At 68.8% G+C, this 24,108-nt stretch carries 20 protein-coding genes and 1 tRNA gene; 13 read left to right on the forward strand and 8 right to left on the reverse strand.

The window, feature by feature from the left end; genetic code table 11:
* Window positions 1-181: 181 nt before the first annotated feature.
* Window positions 182-421, forward strand: a complete 240-nt coding sequence (locus Voc01_RS14205) for a helix-turn-helix domain-containing protein (RefSeq protein ID WP_445009828.1) — start codon at window positions 182-184, stop codon at window positions 419-421.
* A 382-nt stretch (window positions 422-803) separates the two neighbouring features.
* Window positions 804-1,799: a site-specific integrase gene (locus Voc01_RS14210; protein WP_203927870.1), complete on the forward strand. Its 996-nt coding sequence runs from the start codon at window positions 804-806 to the stop codon at window positions 1,797-1,799.
* 82 nt (window positions 1,800-1,881) lie between these two features.
* Here Voc01_RS14210 and Voc01_RS14215 read toward each other — a convergent pair whose 3' ends face one another.
* Window positions 1,882-2,775 carry an IS5 family transposase gene (locus Voc01_RS14215; RefSeq protein WP_203927871.1) on the reverse strand — a complete coding sequence of 298 codons (894 nt, stop codon included), beginning with the start codon at window positions 2,773-2,775 and terminating at the stop codon, window positions 1,882-1,884.
* An 879-nt stretch (window positions 2,776-3,654) separates the two neighbouring features.
* Window positions 3,655-4,710, reverse strand: coding sequence for a tetratricopeptide repeat protein (locus Voc01_RS14220; RefSeq protein WP_203927872.1), 1,056 nt, complete (start codon window positions 4,708-4,710; stop codon window positions 3,655-3,657).
* 96 nt (window positions 4,711-4,806) lie between these two features.
* Here Voc01_RS14220 and Voc01_RS14225 point away from each other — a divergent pair, with 96 nt between their 5' ends.
* The 7 genes from Voc01_RS14225 (at window position 4,807) to Voc01_RS14255 (ending at window position 14,145) form a co-directional block, all read left to right on the forward strand.
* Window positions 4,807-6,234, forward strand: a complete 1,428-nt coding sequence (locus Voc01_RS14225; RefSeq protein ID WP_203927873.1) for a nucleotidyltransferase domain-containing protein — start codon at window positions 4,807-4,809, stop codon at window positions 6,232-6,234.
* Entirely contained in the window at window positions 6,231-6,752 is a 522-nt protein-coding gene (locus tag Voc01_RS14230; RefSeq protein ID WP_203927874.1) for a ubiquitin-conjugating enzyme family protein, read from the forward strand. Before Voc01_RS14225 ends, Voc01_RS14230 begins: the two co-directional genes overlap by 4 nt.
* Before the next feature lie 17 nt (window positions 6,753-6,769).
* The gene (locus tag Voc01_RS14235; protein ID WP_239160189.1) at window positions 6,770-8,065 is read left to right on the forward strand and encodes a ThiF family adenylyltransferase; all 1,296 of its coding nucleotides are present in this window, start codon (window positions 6,770-6,772) and stop codon (window positions 8,063-8,065) included.
* The gene (locus tag Voc01_RS14240; RefSeq protein WP_203927876.1) at window positions 8,062-9,261 is read left to right on the forward strand and encodes a hypothetical protein; all 1,200 of its coding nucleotides are present in this window, start codon (window positions 8,062-8,064) and stop codon (window positions 9,259-9,261) included. The genes Voc01_RS14235 and Voc01_RS14240 overlap by 4 nt, the downstream gene beginning before the upstream one ends.
* Window positions 9,262-9,674: 413 nt before the next feature.
* Entirely contained in the window at window positions 9,675-10,682 is a 1,008-nt protein-coding gene (locus Voc01_RS14245; RefSeq protein WP_203927877.1) for a nucleotidyltransferase domain-containing protein, read from the forward strand.
* Complete coding sequence (locus Voc01_RS14250; protein ID WP_203927878.1) at window positions 10,679-12,241, forward strand: ThiF family adenylyltransferase; 1,563 nt, start codon at window positions 10,679-10,681, stop codon at window positions 12,239-12,241. Before Voc01_RS14245 ends, Voc01_RS14250 begins: the two co-directional genes overlap by 4 nt.
* A complete protein-coding gene (locus tag Voc01_RS14255) occupies window positions 12,238-14,145 on the forward strand; it encodes an SAVED domain-containing protein (RefSeq protein ID WP_203927879.1) in 1,908 nt (635 codons plus the stop codon). Before Voc01_RS14250 ends, Voc01_RS14255 begins: the two co-directional genes overlap by 4 nt.
* Window positions 14,146-14,550: 405 nt before the next feature.
* Here Voc01_RS14255 and Voc01_RS14260 read toward each other — a convergent pair whose 3' ends face one another.
* The 3 genes from Voc01_RS14260 to Voc01_RS14270 all read right to left on the reverse strand — a co-directional run bounded on the left by Voc01_RS14260 (window position 14,551) and on the right by Voc01_RS14270 (window position 16,824).
* Window positions 14,551-14,757, reverse strand: coding sequence for a helix-turn-helix transcriptional regulator (locus tag Voc01_RS14260; RefSeq protein WP_239160190.1), 207 nt, complete (start codon window positions 14,755-14,757; stop codon window positions 14,551-14,553).
* Window positions 14,758-14,980: 223 nt separating this feature from the next.
* Complete coding sequence (locus tag Voc01_RS14265; RefSeq protein ID WP_239160182.1) at window positions 14,981-16,153, reverse strand: relaxase/mobilization nuclease domain-containing protein; 1,173 nt, start codon at window positions 16,151-16,153, stop codon at window positions 14,981-14,983.
* 233 nt (window positions 16,154-16,386) lie between these two features.
* Window positions 16,387-16,824: a hypothetical protein gene (locus tag Voc01_RS14270; protein WP_203927881.1), complete on the reverse strand. Its 438-nt coding sequence runs from the start codon at window positions 16,822-16,824 to the stop codon at window positions 16,387-16,389.
* Window positions 16,825-17,241: 417 nt separating this feature from the next.
* On the opposite strand from Voc01_RS14270, the gene Voc01_RS14275 reads away from it, so the two are divergent.
* The 4 genes from Voc01_RS14275 to Voc01_RS14290 all read left to right on the forward strand — a co-directional run bounded on the left by Voc01_RS14275 (window position 17,242) and on the right by Voc01_RS14290 (window position 21,474).
* The gene (locus Voc01_RS14275; protein ID WP_203927882.1) at window positions 17,242-18,630 is read left to right on the forward strand and encodes a ParB/RepB/Spo0J family partition protein; all 1,389 of its coding nucleotides are present in this window, start codon (window positions 17,242-17,244) and stop codon (window positions 18,628-18,630) included.
* Window positions 18,631-18,760: 130 nt separating this feature from the next.
* On the forward strand, window positions 18,761-20,113 hold the full coding sequence (locus Voc01_RS14280; RefSeq protein WP_203927883.1) for an amino acid adenylation domain-containing protein: 1,353 nt from the start codon (window positions 18,761-18,763) through the stop codon (window positions 20,111-20,113).
* A gap of 111 nt (window positions 20,114-20,224) precedes the next feature.
* Complete coding sequence (locus Voc01_RS14285) at window positions 20,225-21,061, forward strand: hypothetical protein (RefSeq protein WP_203927884.1); 837 nt, start codon at window positions 20,225-20,227, stop codon at window positions 21,059-21,061.
* Window positions 21,058-21,474 (forward strand): DUF4913 domain-containing protein, encoded by a 417-nt coding sequence (locus Voc01_RS14290; RefSeq protein ID WP_203927885.1) that lies wholly within the window; start codon window positions 21,058-21,060, stop codon window positions 21,472-21,474. The genes Voc01_RS14285 and Voc01_RS14290 overlap by 4 nt, the downstream gene beginning before the upstream one ends.
* 345 nt (window positions 21,475-21,819) lie before the next feature.
* On the opposite strand, the gene Voc01_RS14295 is transcribed toward Voc01_RS14290, so the two are convergent.
* The 3 genes from Voc01_RS14295 to Voc01_RS14305 all read right to left on the reverse strand — a co-directional run bounded on the left by Voc01_RS14295 (window position 21,820) and on the right by Voc01_RS14305 (window position 23,741).
* The gene (locus Voc01_RS14295) at window positions 21,820-22,338 is read right to left on the reverse strand and encodes an Lsr2 family DNA-binding protein (protein WP_203927886.1); all 519 of its coding nucleotides are present in this window, start codon (window positions 22,336-22,338) and stop codon (window positions 21,820-21,822) included.
* A 569-nt stretch (window positions 22,339-22,907) separates the two neighbouring features.
* Window positions 22,908-23,035: transfer RNA gene (locus tag Voc01_RS14300), tRNA-OTHER, on the reverse strand.
* A gap of 145 nt (window positions 23,036-23,180) precedes the next feature.
* Window positions 23,181-23,741: a GrpB family protein gene (locus Voc01_RS14305; RefSeq protein WP_239160191.1), complete on the reverse strand. Its 561-nt coding sequence runs from the start codon at window positions 23,739-23,741 to the stop codon at window positions 23,181-23,183.
* Between the last annotated feature and the right edge of the window lie 367 nt (window positions 23,742-24,108).

The following is a 24,108-nucleotide window of genomic DNA, read 5'->3' on the forward strand; positions in this document are numbered from 1 at the left end:
GTCAGCATGATGTGCATCTTGCTGTGCGCCGCGTGCACCGGCCCCGTCGGAATCGGCCGGCTCACCCGCGACGCCACCGCCGCGAGCGAGTGCCCGGTCGGCCCCGGGTAGGTCAGCACCACGTCCACACGACCGCTCACGCCGGCCGGCGTAGGGGTCCTGCCCCCATCGGAGGTGGGGCATGTCCGGTTACCCGAGTCCGACCGTCGGCGAGCGCTTCCGGATGTCGCGCCTGTCACGCGGCTGGAGCGTTCGGTTCGCGGCGGACCGTGCCGGCGTCTCCCATTCGACGTGGAGAAGGATCGAGCCCGCGACGGGGCAGTGCCGACAACCGGCTCGTCCTGGCGGCGATCGCGACCGCGCTCGAATGTCCGCTGACCGATCTCGGATCTTCAAGATCGACGGGCGCTTGTCCTGGTGAGAGCTCCCCCATTTGGACTCGAACCAAAAACCTGCCGGCTTTCAACCCGGCATTTTCATGAGCTGTCACTCCTTACATGTAGTGGTGTTGAGCAGTAAGTTTGCCTGTGAGCTGCCCGTCTCCGCCTTCATCGGTGAGCAACATTTGGCATCGTTTAATGGGGGTAAAATGGGGGTGTTGACGCCGCCCCGCTGGGCGGCGTTTCTCTTCATCGGAGGGGGAACGTATGGGCAGGCCGTCACTTCCCCTCGGTACACACGGTGACATCCGGTGCTACCACCAAGGTAAGCGCTGGCAGGCGCGGACCTTGTATCGGGATTGCGACGGCACGACCCGACACGTCGAAAGATGGGGCGACTCCAAGGGAGCAGCCGAACGCGCGTTGAAGGAGGCGCTACGCGACCGCATGTGGGTCGACTCCTCCCATGACCTCAACCCCGATACGAAACTCTCGGCCGTCGCTACCGCGTGGTGGGCTCAGTTCTGCGAGTCCGACTGCTCACCCGGCACCAAGCGCGTCTACCGCGAACGGCTCGACGCCCAGATCATCCCCTCGATGGGCAACGTCCGCTGCCGCGAACTGACCATCGGCGGCGTCGAACGCTTCCTCCAAGCGGTCAAACGCAACCACGGCGCCGCGATCACCAAGACCACCCGCACGGTCCTGTCGAACATCTGCGCCTACGCCGCCCGCCACGACGCGATCGACCACAACCCGGTACGCGAAACCTCGCCGCTCAGCGTCAAGCCGAAGAAGGGCGCAGCCAAAGCGTTGACGGTCAGGGAGGTCAACCAGCTACGGGCACTCATGTCCTACGACGACAGAGCGATCTCTCGAGACCTCCCCGCGCTGGTCGACGTGATGGCAGCAACCGGGCTACGGATCGGCGAGACCCTCGCCCTCGTCTGGGAAGCGATCGACCTGAACGCCGGCACCGTCGAGGTGCGCGGCACGATCATCCGGATCAAAGGACAGGGTCTCGCGATAAAGCCCGAGCCGAAGACCGAAGCCGGCTACCGAACTCTCATGCTCCCCACCTGGTGCAGGGACCAGCTGAAGGCCCGCAGGGCTCGGAATGACCGTGACTGGGGCAGCCTCAACCTCGTCTTCCCCTCCGCCGTCGGAACGCTGCGCGATCCGTCGAACGTCGATCACCACCTCAAGGACGCCTTCACCTGGGCCGGGGTCCCCGACATCACCTCGCACATCTTCCGCAAGACTGTGGCCACCCTGATGGACAAAGCCGGCCTGTCGGCAAGAGCCGGCGCAGACCAACTCGGCCACGCCCAGGTCTCGATGACGCAGAACACCTACTTCGGGCGAAAAGTCTCAGATACCGGGGCCGCCGTGGTATTGGAAGCCCTCGATATCGCATGAGCCAAACGTCGCGAGAGTGACGTATGCCCGGCATTGGCGCTCACACGCCCTCGGCAACTACTAGGCCGTGTCTCGAAGTCGGTCACAGCCATTCGTTGATGGCGGTTATGTGGAAGGTGGCTTCGTAGCGGACGGCGAGCTTGTCGTAGCGGGTGCCGGCGGCGCGGTGGCGCTTGAGTCGGTTGATGCCGCATTCGACGGCGTGCCGCTGTTTGTAGATGTCGGGATCGCACACAGGTGGCCGGCCGCCCTTGGATCCCTTCGTCCGTCGGTGGGCGTCCTGGTCGGCCTTGGACGGGATGGTCGCCTTGATTCCACGCCTTCGCAGGTAGGTGCGGTTGGCCTTGGACGTGTACGCCTTGTCGGCGATGACCCGATCGGGTGTGGTCCGGGGCCGGCCACCTGCGGGACGAGGGACGCGGATGCGGTCCAGCACAACGGCGAACTGCGGGCTGTCACCGCGTTGCCCGGCGGTCAGCACCATCGACAGTGGTTTCTGGCCCTGCTCGCAGGACAGATGAAGCTTGGTCGTCCACCCGCCCCGGGAGCGGCCCAACGCATGGTCGGCCGGTTCCTCGCCGGCCCCGCCGGGCGGCTCCTTCTGCCCGGCACCGTCGCGGCGGGCGCCAGCGGCGTGCTGGTGCGCCCGGGCGATCGTGGAGTCCACGCTGACGTCCCAGGTGATCAGACCGGCGGCGTCGGCCCGGGCCTGCAACGCGGTCAGGATCTGCTGCCAGATCCCGGCCCGCTGCCACCGCCGGAACAACGCATACACCGACTGCCACGAGCCGTAGCATTCCGGCACGTCCCGCCACGGCGCACCTACCCGCACCCGCCACCGGATCCCATCGATCAGCTGCCGTTTCGTCCACTTCGACGGCCGACCCGCCCGCTTCGGTTCCGGCAACAGCGGCGCCAGCCGCGCCCACTGGGCGTCGGTCAGGTCGAACCGCCTCGTCACCGCTATGGTGTCCACGAGGTCTCCGGTTATTCAGGTTCTGCTTGGTCGCTGAACCATCTACCGGAGACCTCGTCACATATCGATCACCGACACGCCGACAACCACCAACACCCAGGCCAGACGCAGCCATCACTTCGAGACACGTCCTAGGCCTGCCGATCGAGCGACTTGGTTACGCGGGTCTGGATGACCTCGCCGAGACAGCCCGGTCGGAGTGCGATCGGAACCCCTCAAACCTTGCTCGTCGTTCTCGGCGATGATCCGGGCGGAGGTTGCCCGCCGAGTGGCATGTAGCGGCCGAGGGTGCCCAGGTGCCGGTGGCGGGACTTGGCCTACAGTCCGTCATCGAGCCCCTGACCCCGCTCATCGATCACGCTCGGAAGTTGAGCGTCCAGTCTCCTTGGACACGATCAGCCACATCCGCAGCGCCGTCACCAACTCCACCGACACCCCACCATCGCCGCCGCGGTCAGCTCCGCCGCCTGCCGGGTCGAAGGCATGTATTACAAGATCGCCGAGGGACAGTACGCCTCCTCGAACCGGAACCTGCCCACTGAACGCCGTGGCCGGCAGACCCGGGTCGGTCGAGGGCCGGAAACATCCGCGAGCAGCTCAGCCGGCGCTCGACCGTGAGCCCGAAGCCAGCTGACGAGGGGCCTGGCGCACACACTGCTCGACTCATGCGTGGGCGCCCACACGCCGGTGTTCGGCGCGGCCAAGGTACGCGGCCGTTGATCGCGAAAGCCAGATCGCTCCGACTGGCCGCCGACGGAGGTCGGGCAGGCGATCGTGAGCCGGCTGAACTTGTCGACCTACGCACGGTCAACAACACTTATCGCGAGGGTACGGAGCCGGCCGTCTGGGGATGGCGGAGGTGCTGAGCACGACGGGGCGTCACTGACCCGACACGAATTGACGCTTGAGCATGGCGAGGTGCAACTCGATCTGCCGAAGTCGAGCGTGGTGGGGACTATTCGTCGGGCAGTTGCTCAGATGCGCGGACACGGCCGGATACAACCGGTAGACGTGTGTCCGTGCGCCATCGAACTCATAGTCGGACAACGGATGGCCCAGGTACCGGGTCCTGCACTCCACGTACTTCCTGTGGATCCGTTGGAAGGAGATATCGCAGCGCACCGCGTAGATCTGACCCTGTCGCAGGGCCGTCGTGGAGCGTAGCTGCTCGACCTGCTGGCGAAGACCGGCAGAGTTCCCGGCGTGTTCGACGTGCGTCGATGCCCTGCGCAGGTGGTCCATCAGACCGTCGAGGACGGCGTCGTCGACACCGGCGAGATCAATCCGTGCGAGGTAACCGTGGTGCACCTGGGCCAGAAGGTAGGCCGCTCGGGTTCCGCGCTCGTCGAACCGTTCGATCCAATGGAGCAGGTTGTACGCGCGGGTGAGGTCACCGGCCCGTAGCGCGTTGACGGCCTCGTCGAACCGGGGCCGCAGAACCCATTCGACGACCCGGTCGATGGCGGCCTGGGACGGCACATCGGACGGCGGTCGCGGAGCGCGGAGGCCATCGCCCGCCACGCGGTCGGCGGTGTAGATCAACGAGTCCCGGGCAAGGACGTCGTCCGGCCGGTGCGAGACAAGGCGTTCGAGCACGTGTCGGGCGCGGTCGAAGTTCCGGCGCCGCAACGCTTTCCAGACCACCACCATCTGCCGGTCCGACCAGGGTTCACCGCAGCGGGCCAGGAGCCGCTGACAGGCGTCGGCCCATGGCCCCGGTTCGGCCAGTTGCCGGGCGACCTCGCCGCGCTTCCTCGCCTGCCCGTACTCGCCGACCTCCAGGTGACACCGGACGAGATGGAGGAGTGCGTCGATTCGCTCGGGATCCACGGCGAGGTAGGCGTCAAAACGAGCGATCGCGCGGGTCCAGTCGCGGTCGGCGATGTCCCGCAGAGCCGCTTCTATCAAGCTCTCCGACGACTCGCCGCCCGTCATGGAATCCACGATAGGTGATCAAAAACGTGCTCTTCGTAATGCGAATGGTTACCCTAAGGCATCAGCTTCGCGTTCCAGCTGCCCACGAGGTGACCCGTGAAGGTCGACGAAGCGTTCGACACGATCGATGAGAGGATCTCGCCGACTTCCAGCCAGGCGGCGACGGCCGCAAAGCGCGTGGCCCACTTCACTGAGATCCTTGAAGGGCTCGGACCGGGCGTCAAGGTGGTGCCGTCCGGGTCCTGGGCCCGCGGAACCTCGCTCGGCCCGATCCACGACGTCGACCTCATCGTGGTGTTCCCCGCGGATCAGCAACCGACCTGGGGAAACGGCTCGGGCACGGCCCAGGAGGCGCTCGACCACGTTCAGCAGGCGATCAAGAGCCATCTGAGCGAGCGGTACGGGTTCTCCTACGTCTGGGACACCGAGCCGCGTAACCATGTGGTCAAGTGCCGTCTGGACGGCAAGTTCGTCATCGACGAGATCCTGTTTCCAGGCTTCGCGGTCGAGGTCATGCCCGCCATTCGTGACGGGTCGGCGCTCCGGGTGCCCGAAGCTCACGACCGCCAATGGGCCACGGTCGACCCGGAATACCTGATCGCGGAGACTGCCCGGCGCCAGCGGGAATGGCCGCACTACACGGCGTTGGTCCGCCTCCTCAAACACTGGGCGAAGGAGCACCCGGAACTGGGCTTCTCGTCGCTGGCGATGGAGGTGCTGGCGCTGAAGTGCATACCGCGGCCACCGCTGTTCGGGTCGATGTCGCGGGCCGAGGCGTTGCGAGGGTTCTTCACGGCGGCTGCGGCGCAGATCATGAAGGGCGTCCGGGATCCATCGGGGCGCTGCGGCGAGATCGAGCCCGGCATCAAGCGGCGCAAGGCCCGCGGGGAGTTCCTGAAAATGGCCGACCTGGCCGCGAACGCGGTCGAGTGGGAGAAGTCAGGCCACGAATTCGGCGACGACATCGCAATCCATTTCCTGCGCAAGATCTTCGGCAAACGGTTTCCCAGGCCCTCCCGCGATTGGAGCGACTACCTGATCGATCTGTGGTGGGCTGAGATGCACCGCACCGGGCCCGAGTTCCGCGACGCTCCGCATGATTGGAACCAGCGGTTCCAACACTCGGAGGGTCCGCACGAAGCCCGGGAACCCCCGCCCGGTCAGGGCCGGACGGGCGGCGACAGCCCAGACGAGGGCCCACAGGGTCCTCGCGGCGGTCCTGAGGACGGTCCGAAGTGGGGTCCGAACGGCGGGCCGACAGACCGTCCCGGTGGCGGATTCCCAGGTGCGAACCCGGCCGGTCCGTGGAGCAGCGGCGCCCCTCGTAACCCCACACGTCCCACTGAGGGAGGACCGCAGTCCGGTGGCCGTGGCCACCGTGAGGCGGGGCAGCCGAGAGTGTCATCCGTCGCCCGCTCCGGCGGGGTTTCCCTGGGAAACCCGGGCGGCCATCGCAAAGGCGTTCCGACCGCCAGCCCGGTGTACGCCCCAGCGGCGCCGCGACCCGACGATCCCGCCGGATGACCACTACGCGGCCGCCGGTCATCACCTGGTGGGAGGACGATCCGCGACGGCTCGCGGCCGAACTCGCAGCGATGGAAGTGGCCGCTCCCGGCCTCTTGTGGGACACCGCGGGTGCCGGCGGGTGGCAGGGCGAGGTGCCGTTGTGGCCGTTCGACCGCGAGGAACCACGCTGCCTGGGCGAGCTGGTCGAGGGCAAACTGCTGCACGTCGAGATCAATTTGAAGCCTGCACATCCGATGCTTTTCCCTCTGGTCTTTCCGAAGGTGCCGCTTTTTCCTGACACGTTGGGCGATCCTGACTGGCACCTCGCGCCCATCGGATCGCTCTGCCTGTTCCGGGGAACCGCGTGGTGGGACCCCACCACGCTCGTCGCCGACCTGATACCGAAGATCAGCGGCTGGTACCTCGAGTACCGCCTGATGAGGCGCGGGCGTATCGAGCGGATGCCCGACCGAGGGATCGACCGCGATCCGGAGCTTGACCGCCTCGTCGACCACTGCACGCAACCGGTCGGGTGAGCGCCTCCTTGTTGGTCGTGCTCACCAGCGGATCGGCGGCTCGGATCGCGGCTGCCACGGCGACGTGGGGTGAGGCTGTCATCGCCGTCGACGGGCCGAACCGGGTCTTCGGGGTAGTCGGGACCTCCGACGGCGACACCGAAATGGTGCTCGACGAGCCGGGTACCGAGCTACACGCCACCACCCTGGTGCGCTCGCGCTGGCCGGGTGGCTGGGCACGGGGCGGTTCCTGGGTGGACGAGGCCCTCGACGTGACCGACGCGCAGAACGGGCGGCTTGCGACCCGCCTCCTTCGCCCATCCCTGGCCGGGCTTCCCGAGCGGCTGTGGGAGGCCGAAGCGTGGGTCCTGGTGACATGGTCGCCCGACGCCGAGAATAGGGCCGCGAGAAACTGGGTCGCGTGGCTGATCGTTGGCGACCAAGCGGCCCTCCTGGGCGTCGAGGTGCTGCGGCCGATCGAGGCCGATCCGATCGAGGATCTCGGCCGGCACTGGCCGTTCGGGGACCTCGACCAGCGCGTGGTTGTCGTGGGTCTCGGCAGTATCGGTAGCGCGGCTGCCCTCGCCCTGGCCCGGTACGGAGTCCGTGACCTCGTCCTCGTAGACCCCGACCGGCTCCTGTCGCACAATCTCGTGCGGCACCAGTGCACGCGTTGGGATGTCGGCCGGTATAAAGTCGATGCGGTGCGCGACGTCATCCTCACTCGGTGGCCGGCGACGCGGGTCAACGCGCTGAGGCTCCACACCGTCTACGCCGCGGACGTCATGCGCCCGCTGCTGCGCGAGTCCGCCCTCGTGCTGTGCGCGGCCGACGGTGTTGCGTCCCGGCGCAGCGTCAACCATCTCGCCCGGCGGGCCGAGTGCACGTCCGTATTCGCGTCCGTCCTGCGCGACGGCAGCGTGGGAGAGGTGCTCCGGGTACGCCCCTGGCCGGGCACCGGCTGCCTGCTGTGTGTGCGGACGCTGCTTGCCGAGCACGGGACGATCGACCCCGAGCCGCAGCAGGACGCCGACTACGGCACCGGGGACCCCCACCGTCCGATGACTGCAGTCGGTTCGGATCTCGAACTTGTCGGGGGCCTCGCGGCAAAGCTCGCGGTCGGGACGCTGCTGGAGGAGGCCGGCCACCATCATCAGGTCTTCCAGAAGGACTGGGCGTTGATCGGTCTCCAGATCGACCGCACCGCACCCGTGCCGTTCGACCTCTACCCGGGGCAAGTGCATTGGTTGCCCGCGGCCGGCGAGATCGTTTCGCGACCGGAGTGCCCGACCTGCGGAGACGAAGCGCTCAAACCGTTCGAAACAAAGTCATGACCGCGGCCGGAGCGCAACGCAGGCCCGACGCCCGTACGCGGGTGTGGTGGTGGCTCATTGCGCTGCCGGGCCGGCTGGTGACCCGAGAGTGGATCATCGCGGTCGCGTTCACAATCGGCATGGCGAGCCTGAGCGTGGCCTTCGGGGTGGTTCCCGACCTCGCGGCGGAGGGGTGGGCGGGTAACCCCCGGTTGCCATGGTTGGTCGGCTTCACGGTCGTCGCGATGGTCTTCCTGGTCGCCGGCGCCGGGATGTGGTGGCTGCGCAACACGCTCCTGCACCGGCGCGGTACCGCCTACATCGTTGAGGAAACCGCCCCCGGCTGGGACCCCGAAGACAAGCGCGCGTTCACTGCGGCCATCAGGTCGCAGTTCGCCGCGGTGCGGGAGGTACCCGGCCCTGCCCGGCTGCGGGGTGACTGGGAATGGGCGTTCGACCACCGCGCCGCGCTATGGGGCGAACGCCTGACCGACCTCGTCCACTCGTTCCGGGTCGTTTACATCAACGACGATCCGACCACGCCGAACGCGCTGTATATGTGGGCGCCCTGGCCGGTCGCCCTCGCCTTCGGGCTTCGCACACACAACCGGAACCGGAGCCTGAACTTACAGGTCCGGGCCCGGCCGAGCTTCGGCCGCCGGGGAACTGTGCGAGCCGTCGCGTTCACGGATCCGGGCCACACCTTCGGCGATCCGGGTGGCACCCAGCAGCCACCGGCGGGCACCATCACTGTTCGCGAGTACCCCGTTCGGCTGCGGGTCGAGCCGGCCGGGGCGGGGCCGCCGGTCGTCGTTCTGCTCCTGCGGACCTCCGACCTCCCGTTCGGCCCGCTGCCCAGTGAGCCGCACGGCGGCACTCCCACCCTATCGGTGACCGACGGTGCGACGCTTAACCTCCCCGGCGACGCTCTGGCGACGGTCCACGAATGGGTCTACCAGCCGGTTGGCCAAACCATTGACTGGGTCGAATTTCCGGCCGTGGTCGCTTCCGCCGCCGCCTGGATCCGGGACCGGGCCGATGTCGCCGACGGGTCCAGTCTTCTGCTTGGCGCGCTGCTACCACAGGAGGTGGCTGTAGGGATCGGCATCGTGGCGGCGAGGACGCCGAACTGGCCGGCCCACCTGTGGCCCATGATGCACGACCCGGCTCGTGGACTCGTCGTAGTTCGACTCGATCTGGGCCGCGGCACCGCATGAACCCGGCCGCGATCAGGCGGGGATCGGGCGGGGGCGAGCTGCAGACCGGCGACGCCGTGGCCATCACTGCCCTCCAACGCCCCAAATGGGGCGCGGCTCGGAACTCGGCCTCAGCCGAGCGTGGATGTGAGACGTGGGCCGGCCGCACAGATGGCAACCCAGCCAACGTTTGTGGTCACAGCACTAATTAGCCGTCGTTGCGCCGCGATACTCAGGACGCCTTTGATCATCGTCGCCGGGCACAGTTCGGCTCCTCGTGCGCCGGCGCTTCGGCATCGAGGTCGCCTATCCGAGTCTGTCGTACCTCGGGTGTAGCGTTCTGCCGACTGTTGACGCGCTGGCGGGCTCTGGGGGGAACCGAGCCCGACGACACCAGATCAGCAGCGAGGATTTCGATCAAGAGGGGGAATCGTATGGCGACGCTGCCTACGAATTTTCGGGATGCGCTGTCGAACATTCAGCCAGCCGTGGACGAGAAACACGCGGCCCAGGCCCACGCCGAGGTCAGCAAGGTGCTGACCAGCGACGCCAAGCTGCAGGCGCTGGGTATCAGCCCGGTGCTGATCGGCTCGTATGCCCGTGAGGTGTCGATCCGGCGAGTCAAAGACGTAGATGTGTTCGGCCGGCTGACCGCCGCCGACGACACGCTCGCGCCTGGTAGGGCCATGGGTCTGTTCGAGAACGCGCTCCGCGCCGAGTACGGCGACCGGGTGGAGCGGCAGCACCGCTCGTTCAAGGTTGAGTTCCCGGACTTCGACCTTTGCGTCGACGCGGTTCCGGCACGCCCGCGCGGAAAACATTGGGAAATCCCCAATCGACCCAATGAGCGGGCCCGCTGGGTCGAGACCAACCCCACCAGGCTCAACGACCTGACCACGGCCGCGAACAAGTCGTTCACGCTCAACAAAGCCGGGATCTACGTGCCGACGGTCAAGCTCATCCGGCAGGTGCGCCGGATCTGGGTGACCGACCAGCCCGGCGGCTTCTTCTTCGAGATCATGACCTACTGGGCCTTCCGGAACGAGCAGCCCAACGCGTCCAGCCACGCGGAGTACCTGACGGTGACCCTGGAAGCCATCGCCGACATGTTGCCCGCCGTCGCCGCCGACGGCCTGGACGACCCGACGCTGCCCGGCAAGAAGATCAGCACGAAGGCGACTGCCGCGGACCTTGCCGCCGCCACGAAGCAGATCGCCGCCGCGGCTACCCTCGCCCGTAACGCCTTGGACGAGGAAGATCCGTGCCGGGCGGCGGCGCGGTGGCGGAAGCTGTTGGGCAAGACCAGCACCGGCAGTCAGGTGTTCCCGTTGCCGGACTACTGCAACGCCGACGGTAGTCGCCGCGCGGCGGCCAACCGGGCAACCGCCGGTGTGGTTGGCGGCGCCGCGCAGGTGCCGGCCGGCAGCGACCGCTTCGCGTGACCCGCGCCTGGGACGCTGGCCTCGCCGCCGAGCGCGACGCCTGGCGCGCCGCGCTCGGCACGGCTGGTTTCTCCGACGACGGGGCCACGCTGCACGGACCGGTGCGCTGGTTACACCCCGACGGCCAGACGGTCACCGCCACCATCGAGGTGACCGCCACCGAGTCGTTCCCGTTCACCCCGCCCCGGGTCCGGATTCTGGATCCCGGCGCGGAGTTGGAGCTGACCTTCCACCGTGAACGAGACGGTGCCCTGTGCCTGTGGGGAGCAGATGTCGCCGTCGATGACGCACCCTGGTCCGAACCGGCCCAGCTCCTGGCACGTGTGGCGGGCTGGCTGGCCGAGACTGCTGCGGGCTGGCCAGGCGACGACGACTGCGACCTGGAACGGTATCTGCAGCCCGACTCCCGCATGGTGCTCTACGACCGCGACATACTCGTCGCCACACGCGGTTGCGTGCGCACGTTCACCGACGCTGGCGGTCAGCGGGTCACGGTCAGCGGCGAACCGCAGCGGCCGCCGAGTCGGTGGCGGGTGAATAAGCAGGGAGGTGGGCGGCGCAACCATCGCCGCCGGCCGAGGGTCGGCCGGAAGCAGCGGCGTCTGGCGTGGGTAGCTGATATCGGGCAGGTCGACAGGGTGATCGCCGACTGGGACACGCTGTGCGCCGTGCTGGGCTCGGACACGAGCGAGGTCCGGCGACTGGTGTCGATCGGTGTGGTCGAGTTCGTGATCCTGCGGTACCGGCGGGCCGACGCCGACGGCGTGCTCGCTCTTGCCGTGGCCCCAGCCCTTCGGGGAAACGGATATGAGGTGCGTGCCTGCGAAAGCGCCGATACCAGCGTCGCGACCCGGATGCTGCGCGCCGGCAGCACCGCGTTCGACCTTGCGGATCGGCGGGTCGCGGTGATCGGTGTGGGAGCAGTCGGGTCCTTCGTCGCCGACCTGCTGTTCAGGCACGGAGTCCGCCGAATGACCCTGATCGACCCGCAACTGCTGCGTCCCGGCAACCTGGTCAGGCACCTCGCAGGCGAGGCCATGGTCGGCTATCCGAAGGCCGCCGCAGTGAAAGCCAAGCTGGCCGGGCTCGGCTTCGACGTTTCCGGCGTCGACTATCAGCGTGACCGGCTGTCTACCCCCGAGCAGGCGATCAGAGTGATCCGCGACCACCACCTGATCATCGACGCCACGGCCAATCAGCGCGCCACCGCGCTGCTCGCGTGGGCAAGCAGCCAGATCGCCCACCCGGTTGTATCGGTGTGCGTACAACGGCAGGGCGGCGTCGTCCGGGTCGACCGTTTCCCGCGACGCGGCGACGAACAGCACCTGGACCCGCTACCGCCGTCGACTGCGTTCGACCTCGGCCGGGAACACGGCTGCGACGAACCGGTGTCGGTGACCCCGCCCGCTGCGGTCGTAGCAGCCGCCCAATTGACCTGCCGGGTAGCGATTGACGAGCTGACCCTGGGCTGCGCACTACCTGCGACCCTGCTCGACGTCCTCATCCCGCAGGAGCCGCCCTACGATGTGCTTGGCATGCACACGGGCAGCACCCCGTGACCGGTCGCCGCCGGCGGATAGAAGTCCGCGTAGTAGCCGAGGTCGCCGAAGCATTGCAGCGGCATGCGCAGCCAGCGGCCCACCGAGAACGCGGCGGCCTGCTGCTGGGCTGGTGGGACCACGACGACATCATCGTCCGCTGTGCCATTGAAGTGCCTGACCCGGACGCCACCTCCACCGCCTGGACACGTCACCAACTCGCCGCGCAGCACGCACTGGACCAGGCCCGTGCCGCCTCCGCCGATCCGCGCATCGGCTACGTCGGCGACTGGCACACACACCCCGCCCCGGTAGGCGCGAGCCCCACGGACGAAGCGGCGTTACTCCGCGCGTCCCGTCAGTATCCCCAGCCGACCGCGCTCATCGTGGCCCTACCTGACGGGAGCCTCGACACTCGAGCAGCCCACGCGGGACGCATCCGTCCCGTTCGCCTCACGATCGAGCCCATGAAGGATCAGCCCGTGACCGTGCCCGCCCGCGCCGCAGCCCTCCGTGGCGACGACTACCAGCACATCATCGGCTGGTACTGGGCCTGCCAAGCCCTCATCGATCCCGACATCATCTCCGTCAGCATCGAAGACACCGCCGGTGGCGCGTTCGACGACATCGTTGTCCTGCGGCACGCCGGACCTGACTGCTACGACCAGATCAAGAGCTCGAACACCGACGAGACCATCGTCGATGCCGCGTGGCTCACGACCGCGACCGCCACCAACGGCAAAAGCCCCCTTCAGCACTTCCACACCACCTGGGCGGCGCACCGGCACGAGACTCCCCGCCCACAGTTCCGACTGATCACCAACCGGGCCTTCGACCCCAGGGACCCCATCCTCAAACTGCGCGACAAGCACAGCAACACCGTCGCACGCGTCCTCCAACTCAAGGGCCCACGCAGTGCCGCCGGCACGCAGCGCAAGGCATGGGCCGCCCACCTCGGCATCACCGAGGCCGAACTGTTGAACTTCCTCGCCGAGTTCGAACTACACCACGAGGGCAGCGAAACGTCCTGGTTCCGACAGGCCCGCGACGCCATGCGCGCCGCCGGCCTCCGCACCGATGACGACGCCGTCATCCGCGGCCGCGACCTCGTTCGCGAATGGGTCAAGACCGGCGCCGGTCCGCAGACCCGAAACGGTATCCGGCAACAGATGGCCGACGCCGACCTCCTCGCCCGCACCGGCACGCTCATCTTCGCGGTCCACGCCATCGACCGCCCCGCCCACAGCCTGCAACCCGCCATCACGCTCGACTTCGTCGACCGCTACAAGGGCGACACCGACCGGGAGCGGCGCCAGCTCTGCAACCCCGACGACTGGCAAGCCGTCGTCATGCCCTCACTGAAAAAGGCGACCGACGAACTTGAAGCATTTGGCATCCGCCGCGTCCACATCATAGGCGCGATGCGACTGCCCATGTGGTTCGCAACCGGAGTACGACTTCCCGGCACCCGAGGATGGGTAGTGTCGACCGACCAGGGCATCGTCGAATGGCGCAGCGACACCCCACCAGCCGACGTCGAAGCCAAGGAAGTCGGCCACGTCGTACTCGGGCAAGGCCCAGACCTCGCCGTCGCGGTCGCACTCACCCACCCGATTGCCACCGACGTGACGGACTACCTACGCAGCATCACCGTCCCGGTCCGCGAATTGCTAGCGCTCGGGCCCGCCGGCGGCCCCAGTCAAACCTCCGTTCCCGACGCGGCGTTCGCCGTCGGCTGGGCACACACAGCGCGAACTCGCATCCGCGAGGCCATCAAGCGGATGAACGCACCACGGCTCCATCTGTTCTTCGCCGCACCCCAAGGCGCGGCACTGATGCTCGGCCACCACTGGAACCTCATGCCACCAACCGTTGTGTACGAGCACCTCGGCACCACCTATGCCCCGACCATGTCGATCAACTGACAGGAACCGGCGTGGGGCGTGGGCGGCTGCTCCAAGCAGCGGCCCGAAGGCGCTGACGGGAGGCAACAGAGGCACCAACCTGCGCCATGCCCAGACACGAACGCCCAGGTGCAGGCGCAGTTAAGCCAAAGGCCGGACGGGATAGAGGTCGGAAGGCTTGAGGTGCTAACCCCGCAGGGCAGCAACCGTGCTGCCGAGAACTTGAACCGGCAACTCGTTGACTTCGGTTCGTATTTGACGCCCTATCCTTGCCGAACTGGCCCCAGTACATCGAGCGACCCACGCATTTGCTCGCCACCGTCTGCATCGCTCGCGGCGAGCCGTAGGTACCCGGCGTGCAGTTCGCACGCAGGTCTACACGTCGCTCGTACGCCTTCCGAATACCGCGGCGCTGCGTGATCACGCTCAGCGTCGATCGTCGGTGTTGGCGTCTAGCCAGCCCTCGACCTCGCTGCGTCTGTAGCGCAATACGTTGCCAACCCGGATCGCTCGCGGGCCGAGGCCTCGACTGCGCCATGCGTACAAGGTTGCCTTCGGCTTGCCGAGCCAGCGGGCCACTTGGTCGACCGACAGCAGGGGATCAGGTTCGGTAGCGGACGCCGAGGAGGAAATCGTCGACTTGGCTCGATCGGCAAACGATGCGCGGCGACCGGAGTTCGACTCATGATCGTTCATGTACCCATCCCTCTGAGTCCTGAGAGTTTTTCGCCTACCGTGAGCCACCACCGTTGACGCGAGGGCTGCCATCAGGTTCTGGCGCGTTGCCGCCCACGCGTGCTTATCGGTGGCGAGTGGGCTACCTCGTCCTAATGCGCAGGAGGTTCCCTGTGTCCGATCAGCGGCGGGGCCGCCGATGAGCCGGCTGGCCACCGATGTTCGGCCAACCGGCTGCGATCGGTAGGGGCGGTTGCAGGAAGTACTGCGCCGACATCCGAGTCGCCACCGTCCGCAGTTCGACCGCAGCGGCATGGGCCGCGTTGGCTTGATGTAGCCGTATCTGAGCTCGTCGAAGGGCCGCGAGGGTGTCGGCGAAAGCCGCGACCATTTCGAGCATTTCGAGCAGCGATCGGGTCTCCCTTGCCATCCTGAGGCGTCCAACCGACGACAGGAGACGACCGACGGAGCGAAGATTGGCCCCCACGAGGGTGTACGGCGTGCGGTCTCGACATCCCGCCCGCGCGGCTCGATCGAGGAGATCGCTCGCTCTGGTCAGTTGACCACGGCCGGCCATTGCAGAGAGGGCTGACAGGACATCCGACCCGTGGACGGCTGTTGCCGCCGCCCGGTCCGGATCGATGTCGGACCAGGTCGCCATGTCCTGCCGGGCGGCGACGAGGGCGTCTCGGACATTCTCGAGTAGGCCGCGGTTGGTGGCTGGTCGGTTCGGCACAGGGCGGCCCCATCGTTGCCGTAGTCGGGGCAGTGTCAGATCGGGAGCCAGGCGGCCGCCGCCGTACCAGATGGTGTCGCCGGCCGCGGTGCAGTGATGTGGGAGTCCGACGGCGTAGCCGGTGACGTCGCCCGGGTTGGTGGTGCTGTGCCGGAGCCGGACGAGGACGCCGGCGGCCTGCAGGGCGGTGACAAAGGAACGTTCGTCGGTGGCAGCGGCCACGGCGGCGCGTACCTCGCGGCGTAGCCGGTCGCGGGGGACGTCGCGGTGGCCGAGGCGGCGCGTCTTGTTCTGCTCGGCGGCTCCCGGGTAGCGGTGTGCAGTGTGGTCGGCGGGGCCGACGCGGTAGAGGCCGAACTCGCGTTCGAGGCGTCGGGCGGCGGCCTGTGCGTTGTAGCGCTCGTTCCATGCCCAGGCGGTGGCACCGTCCTGGCGGACGAGGGTGGCGACGAGGTGGATGTGGTCTTCGGCGTGGCGGATGGCGGCCCAGCGGACGGCGTTGGGATCGCCGTGTGGTGCCAGACCGACGGCGTTCATGATCTCGGCGGCGATGTGGGCCCACTGCTCGTCGGTCAGCGGGCGGTCGGTGATGTGGTTGCGGATCGAGGTGTGCCACACGGTCAGCGGTGGTGGGTGGGCGGCGGCGTTGACGGGCTGGCGGAGCAGTCGGGCGAGGCGGGTGACGTCGTGCCGTCCGTTCGAGTCGCAGGTTGGTTCCAGCCAGGGGAGCTGTTGTGGGCCGGTCCAGGCGGCGATGAGGTGGGGGTTGCGGTGTTCTTCGCGGCGGCCGGGTCCGTACAGGTAGGCGACGAGGCCGTGGACGTTACGGCCCCGGTCGTGGATGGCGGGGATCATCGGAGTCGTTGGTCGATGCGGTCGACGACGGAGTCGATACGGCCGAGGGCGGCCTCGGCGTGGTGGACGGCGTCGCCGAGCCACGGTGGTGCCTGGTCGACGGTGTTGATGGCGTCGGTCGCCTTGCCGAGCATCGCTGCGAGGTCGGTGGCGGCGGTCCGGGCGGCGAACAGGTCGCGTTGCAGAGAGGCGAGTTCGGCCCAGGTGATGTCCACGCCGGCGACCGGGTGCGCGGGGTGGGTGGTGCCGCGGGCGGCGGCGAGGGAGGCGTCGGCGCAGTAGCCGCTCGGGGTGAGCCCTGCCCGGATCGCCGCGGTGGTGATGTCGTGGTGCTCGTCGGGGTCGAGGCGCAGGTTGATCCGTCGCTGCCGGCCGGGGAACAGGTGTCGGCGGTCGATGCCTCTCGGCGCCTTGCCGCCTGTGCCGGGTTCCATGGAGTTCACGGTGGCCGTGAGGGGTTGACGGCGGCGTTGCCGTCGCGGTCGCTCCCTTCTCGCTGACCCCGCCGGGTCGGCGACTGCGGTTGCCGGTGGAGCCGACCGTGCCTGGTCGGCGGATTCCGGTAACCGGTCACTACAACTTGCTCCCCCGGACGTTCTGCGGACGACGACTCGGGTGACTTGCATAGCCTCTGACCTGCGGAAACGCTGGCTGCTGGCGGTTGAAAATGGTATATTTGTGGCTGGTTCGTCCGGTGGGTGTGGCTCAGCCCCTGCCGTGATCCGAGAACCGCCTTCCTTCCCGTTCTGGGTGCGCTGCTGCGCGCCGTCAGGAGGTTCGTCATGGCTTCGCGTTCTCGTTCGTTGCGGCTCGTCGAGCGGTCCGGCTCCGAGGTTTCGTCCGGAGTGTTGGTGCATGTTGATCCGAGGTCCCTGCTCGTCCATCCCGGGAACCTGCGCACCGATCTCGGCGATCTGACGGAGTTGGAGGCGAGCATCGCCGCCAACGGTGTGGTGCAGGCGCTGACGCTGATCCCGGACGCCGACGGCTACCGGATCCTGGCCGGACACCGCCGGGCGGCTGCCGCCGTCGCGGTGCTCGACAGTGGGCGGTGGCCGGAGAACCTGCCCGCGACGGTGCCGGGGGTCGTCCGGGCTGATCTCGCCGATGCGGCGGCGTCGCAGGTGGCGGTGATGCTGGTGGAGAACGACGCCGACCAGCGGACCCCGCTGACCGTCTGCGAGCAGGCCGCCGGCTACGCCCAGCTGGCCGCGTTCGACCTGGACGCGGCCGAGATCGGCCGCCGCTTGGGGAAGACCGTTGCGCATGTGGAGGCGGTGATGCGGCTGGGACGGATGACCGCGACGGTCCGGGCGCATGCGGACGCTGGTCGGCTGTCGCTGGAGGATGTGGCCGAGCTGGCCGAGTTCGACGACGACCCGAAGGCGATGGACCGGATCCTGAAGGACGCGGGCAGCCCGTGGGGCATCCGGCACCGGATCGTCGACGAACGTCGCCGCCGTAGCGACGCGAAGGCCGAGCAGAGCCTGCGGGCCGAACTCGCCGACGCCGGAGTGGCGGTCGTGGCCAAGCCGAAGGGGTGGCCGTACCAGTGCGCCGCCGCTGCAGCGACCAGCCTGATCGACCCGGCGACGGGGGTTCGGCTGGATCCGGACGCGGTGCGTACCGATGAGCGGTTCGCGACGTTCATCGACACCGCGTGCAGCCCGCCGGCGGCGGTGGTGATCTGCCGTGACCCCGACGCCGCGGGGTTCAAGCGCACGGCCTACAGCTCCTACGAGTCGCCGGAGAAGCTGGCGGCGAAGGAGGCCGCCCGGGTGGCGGCGAAGGTGCGGCTGCAGGCGTTGACGGACGCGGCCAGGACCCGGCACCGGTTCCTGGCCGAGACGTACGGCAGCGCCAAGGCGGCGAAGGTGCTATTCGTCGACGCGTTGCGGGCGGTGGTCGAGGATCCGGACGTCGTCGACCGGGGCAGCACCCACCTGGTGACCGCGCTCGCCGGCGGGAACGTGACCGCCACTGCGGGGGCGAAGCTGGATCGGCTGAGCCGGCTGCTGGTTGCCCGGTGGGTCGCTGGGCTGGAGGACAACCTCGCGATGACGGCGGAGAGCGGCCGGGGGTGGCGGCGGGATCCGGTGACGGCGTTGGCGTGGCTGGACCGGTTGGTGGCGGCCGGGTACGAGCTGGCCGAGGCTGAGGTGCAGTTCCGGGACGAGCTCGCGGCGATGGTTGCTGCCGACGCCGAAGAGGAGACGGTCGACGTCGCCGATGTCGGTTGACGGAAAGGTCGGGCGGCGTCAACGGTCTCGTCAACCGGTGCCGCCCATCATCGCCAGGTTCACGATCGTCGATTCTCGGAAGGGCCGGGCTGATGCGGGTCCCCTTGCTTGAGTGCGTGGCGGTGTCACGGTGACCGGCGTGGACGCCGGGGTGGTCGCGGCCTGGTGCCGCGACCACGTGGCGGAACTGCTGATCGCCGGCCTGGCCGTATGCGTGCTGCCGTTGGCCTGGTTGGTGCGGCGGGCGGTGCGGTCCGGCCGGCCGGATGCGTGGCTGGCGCGGGTGTCGTTCCTGGTCGGGTTCGCCTGGTCTGGGGAGGCGATGTGGGAGGTCGCCACGCAGAAGCTGGGGCTGTCGCCGGTGTTTGCCGGGTTCGGGTTCTTCCTGTTCGAGGCGATGATGGCCACCGCGATGATCCGCGCGGAGCGGTCGCAGGTGCGAGTTGGGCGGCCGGGTCGGCATGGGCGGGCGGTGTGGTTGATCGCCGTCGTGGCCGGGCTGATCGCGGCCGTCGCGGGGGACAGCGTGGTGGAGATGGGACTGCGGTTGGCGGTCCCGTTGCTGGTGGCCTACCAGTGGTGGGTCGGCCTGTCCGACGATGGCGCCGTGCGTGCGCCGGATGCGATCACCTGGACGTGGACGCCTCGGCGGCTGCTGATCGCCGCCGGTCTGGCGCGGCCGGGGGTGTCGGACCTGTCGACGGTGGATCGCGAGCGGCAGGTACGGACGGTGGCGAAGGTGGCCCACCGACTGCACTCCACCCGGTGGGCGTGGCGACGTGGCTGGTGCCAGATGCGGCTGCGGTCGTTGGCGATGCGCTCCGACGACGCGGTCCTCGACGCCGCCCGGGTACGGGTCGAGCGGGTGTGGCGGGCGGCGGAACGGACCCGGCCGGCGACGCCGGCGGAACTGGAAGCGGTTGCTTCCGTCCGCGCGGAAGCGGAAGCAGCTCGGGCGGAGGCGGAACGGTTCCGGACCGACGCGGAGCTCGCGCGGGCGGACCTGCACCGCCTGCGTGCCGAGGTCGTCCGAGTCCGGGATCACGCCGATCGGGTCCAGGCTGACGCTGGCCGGATTCGGGCGGAGGCGGAAGCAACGGCAGCGGAAGCGGTCGAGGCGGCGCGAGCGGAGGCGGAAGCAATGGTGGCGGAAGCGGAACGGGCGCGGGCGGAACTGGAGGCGGTCCGTGCGGAGTTGGCCGCTCGACCGGCCGGTGCCCGGCGACTCGCCAGGCCTTCGTCGCGGTCACAGCGAGCCGTGCGGGTGTTGGAGGATGGGGATTCGGTTCCGCACGTGCCTCGGGTCGGGGCGGCGACCGTTCGAGCGGTGCTGGAGGCGCGGCGGGCGGAACCGTCGGCCACCCAGAAGGAAATTGCCGCGCGGGTGCAGGTGTCGGATCGGACGGTGCGGGCCGTCCTCGCCGCGGTCAGCAATGGCCGCGCGGGCGACCGCGGCACCGTCGGCGGACCGTCGGCAGTGTGACGTCCTCGCGTGTCGCATCGGCCGCCGGTTACCTGGCCGCATTGCTGACGACGGTCGGCGTCGACCGGCCACGAACGGTGCCGGCAACCCCCGTCGGGCACGGTGGCCGTCATGGACGCTGAACACCACGACCCGTGGAGCGATGCCACCCGGCAGGGGCTGGAACGCATCATGGCCCTGGCGGTCCTTGCCGAGGCTGGGTCCCGGCTCCACGTGGAGAGCAGACGCGCCGCTGCTGCCCGTCGCGAGCGGCAGGCCGCGAGGATCGCGGACGAGGCCCGGAAGGCGATGGCTGCTCACCAGCAGAGGGTCGAACTGTCGGCGCGGCGGGCCCGGGAATGGGCCCGTTTCGTCGACGACCCCCAGCGGCTTCGCGACTACCTCGCCGGTCTGAAGTTCCAGGAGCTCGCGCGGCAATGGGCCGCCGCCGCGCCGCACGCCGACACCAACCCGGTGGCCGCCACCGTTCTCGCCGCGGCCGAAACGGACCTCCGTGCACGCGCACCCGGACTGATGAACTTCTACGACCGGGCGCGCGCCGACGGGACCCAGCGCGGCGAGGCGATGGCCCAAGCCGTCGCCTACACCTGGCGCGGCAACAGCCCCGCCCGCCCACACGGCGGACGCCGACCCGCCGCGGGCGAGCTGACCCGGCTCGGCGAGGAACTCGAGACGGCGCTGGCCGATCTCGCCCGTTCTGCAGGCCCGGTCGAACGCACCCGGCTGGTACGCCACCTGGAGGACGCGGGCTGGTCGACCGAATCGATCGGACACATCGAGTCCGTCCTCGACAGTGCCTCTGCCGCAGGCCGGGCGGACGGTCGGACCGCGGCACAGGTCGCCGCCGAATCGTTCGCTGCTCCGGCCCGGGACGCGTTGACCGCCCATCCGGCCGCGATGCCGGCCCGGCCGCGCATCGGCGACCCGATCCATCGGAGGACGCGATGACCACGCCGGACGACCCGTCGGCGGCCCAGGGCGGTCAGACCACGACAGTTGCGGCGCCCGAGCTTCGCTACCCCGATGTGGAGACGTGGGTCCACCTCATGTTCCTGCCGACCTTCGGCTGGCGCGTCGACGACCACGCCTGGCGCTGGTGCGCCCAGTGGTGGCGTCACGCCGAAGCCGTCTGGCGGCTCGAACTCCTGTGGCGCTCCTGGGAAGCCCACCGCCTCCAACCCACCGGAATGTCCGCCTGGTCGATCGAGATCGACCGGCACCTGCGCGAACTCCTCGGCCCGGACGGCACCTTCCGCCAGTGCCGCAGCGCCGACGAGGACCGGCCGGCGCTGCATACTGACCAGCCGATCCCCATTGCGGAGCTTGCGCCGGACGGCTGGTGGAGCCTCGACCAGACCTGAGCGAGGCAGGGCCGAGCTGGGGCCGTGCCTGCGTCCACTACCGGCCGATGCGATGGCATCGGCCTGGTGCCCAACGTGTTTTTCGGTCGACCGGCGTGCACGGCCGAACCGGCACGCCGAAAGTCACTTTCCTGGTTCGTGCTCGGCATCCGGGCCGACCTGACCGACATACTCTGGTATCCGATCGGCATCGCGCCGCTCATCGCAGGGCACCACGCGCTTCGGTGTCAACGACGGCTGAAATTTTCACGCGTCGTCGACATTCGGCATCGTGCAGACCAATCCGAACGGGCGAGTTGCGCCCCGTCACCGTATTGCGGCGCTCCCCGCCGGAGCGGGTGGCGGTCATTGTCCGTGGGCTGCGTGCCAGGCGGTGAGGATGTCGGGGCGTAGGCGGCCGCGGTCGGAGACGGCGAGGCCGTGGTCGCGGGCCCAGGCGCGGATCTCGGCGGTCGACGGGCCGGGCGCGGCCGGTGCCCGGTCGAGGTCGCTGAGGCGGGGACCGATCCGGGTGACGGCGTCGTCCTCGGTGAGTGCCCAGGCGTGCGCGGCGGCGAGGTAGCGGTAGGTCCATTCCTCGGCCAGCGGGCGGGTCTCGGCGAATACGATCGGCACCGACGGGAACCGCACCTGGACCTCGGCCAGACCGTCAGCGACGACGGCAGGGCGGACCCGGTCTAGAGCGAAGACTTGGGAATAGCGGTCCTCGACCACGACCGCGGCACGGGGCAGGGCGGCGAGGTCGGCCAGGGCGTACCGCAGCTTACCGCCGGTGAGGCTGGCCACCAGGTCGGGCAGCGACTTGCGTTCCACCGACGCCACCAGCCTGCCGTCGACGACCAGGCCGTAGTCCCCGCACGGCAACCGCCCGCCGCACCGTGGATACCTGCTGTTTGGCGAACCGGTACGGGTACTGCTCGTGCGCGTCGACGACGATCTCTAACCCGGCGATCCCGGCCGCCCGCGCCGTTGGCGTCCGTACGGCGGGCCGGGCCTGTTTACGGGTGCGGGCCGACTGCCAGAACACCACCTCGCGGCCCCGGGCGGTGGTGAACACCAACTGCGAACGCGTTTCCCGGCCGCGGTCGAGGATCAGGTCGATCGCCGCACCCCGCCGGGTACACGACCGCAGCGGTACCTGCTCGACCAGCTCCGGCGACGCCGGCCATTCTTCGACCGGCACCGGATGGCAGTACAACGCCGACGTCCGCGGCCACGTCCCCGACGTGCGGAACACTAACCCGGCCGCACCGAGCGGGACACGCAGCAGATACGGCAGCCGGGAGTCCGGGTCCGGATTACGGGCGATCAACAACCTCACCTGTCCAGTGTCGACCACGCGCCAGCGGACCCGTGGACGACACCGACCCGCCCACATCCGGCCACGAGTCGTACACGGCGCCACGCTCAACATGCGGCAGAAGAGGAAGCCGCGGACCGAAGGGGATTCGAACCCCCGGTGGGGCATGGCGCGCCAGCGGCCCCACACGCTGTCGAGCCGCCCGTGCGCACCCGGCTTCCGACCCAAAGCGCTGCAATAACCCGGCTCTGCCACCGGTCCATCTACATTATCGATCATTCCGGGGACGAGCGCTCAGCGGCCAGATCAGCACAACCGCGCTGTCCGCGGCAGAAGCGCGCACGTGATCGAGCGGCATCGCGGCAGGGGTTCCGGCTCGTCGACGATGGGCAGCGTCGAGTGTCGGTCAGGGTTCGTTGGGCTCAGCTGACCAGCGACGTGCGCGGTCGGTGATGGCGGCGACCATCGCACTCTTGCCGTCGGTGTAGGCGTTGCGGTCGTGCGAATGGCGGCCGGCGAGCTGCTGCTTGAGGTGTTCGTACTCCTGGAGTGCATCGGGGTGGGCGCGTAGGTAGTCGCGGAAGGCCAGGACATCGGTGAACCGCTGGGAGCCGGTGGGCACAAGATGGAGGTGATGGGTACGGCGTTGAGGGCTCGGCTTGCAGAACCAGTGCATGACGTCGGCTCGGTACGGTGCGTAGCAGTAGTCAAGCGGGACGAGCAGGTCGATGCAGGGTCGCGTCGAGTCCAGGTCACCTACGCCGATCATGATGTCGATGACGGGCTTTGCGGCCAGGCCTGGCACCGCTGTACTACCGACATGGTGCACACCACCGGTGATCCAGGGTGTGAGGACCCGGGTGAGCAGGCTCGCCTCGCTGGCGAAGTCGGCCGGCCAGGCCGCGTCGTAAGGATGGAGGGCGATCGTCTGATCCCCGCGCCGGCCGTCGCCCTGATCATGTGTCATCACCACACCCTGCCTTCCATAGCACAGCCGACACCGACCCTGATCCTGCCAGCAGCGGTGCACCGTTCGGCGCACTCCGAACGGCACGCCCCGTCATACGGCCCGCCAGCGATTACCCCGTCTGCCGAGCGGTGCGCGGCAGATCCGGACTGGTGAGTGGCCCGTTCAGACACCGCGGTGCCAACATCATCCAATGACCGATGAGCAGGCTCGCGTCCTCGCCCGTGATGGGAACGTCGCAGTGACCTGGTTGGCCGATCGCTCCTATCTCGGGGATCCATGCGCAAGGCGACACCTTGCTGAGCTGCATCGACAGCTCGCCCATGCGGCGAGCCCCATAGGCGGAAGCGGCCGTACCCTCACGACG

Origin of the sequence: Virgisporangium ochraceum, assembly GCF_016863655.1 — a bacterium.
In the GTDB taxonomy this organism is placed as follows: domain Bacteria; phylum Actinomycetota; class Actinomycetes; order Mycobacteriales; family Micromonosporaceae; genus Virgisporangium; species Virgisporangium ochraceum.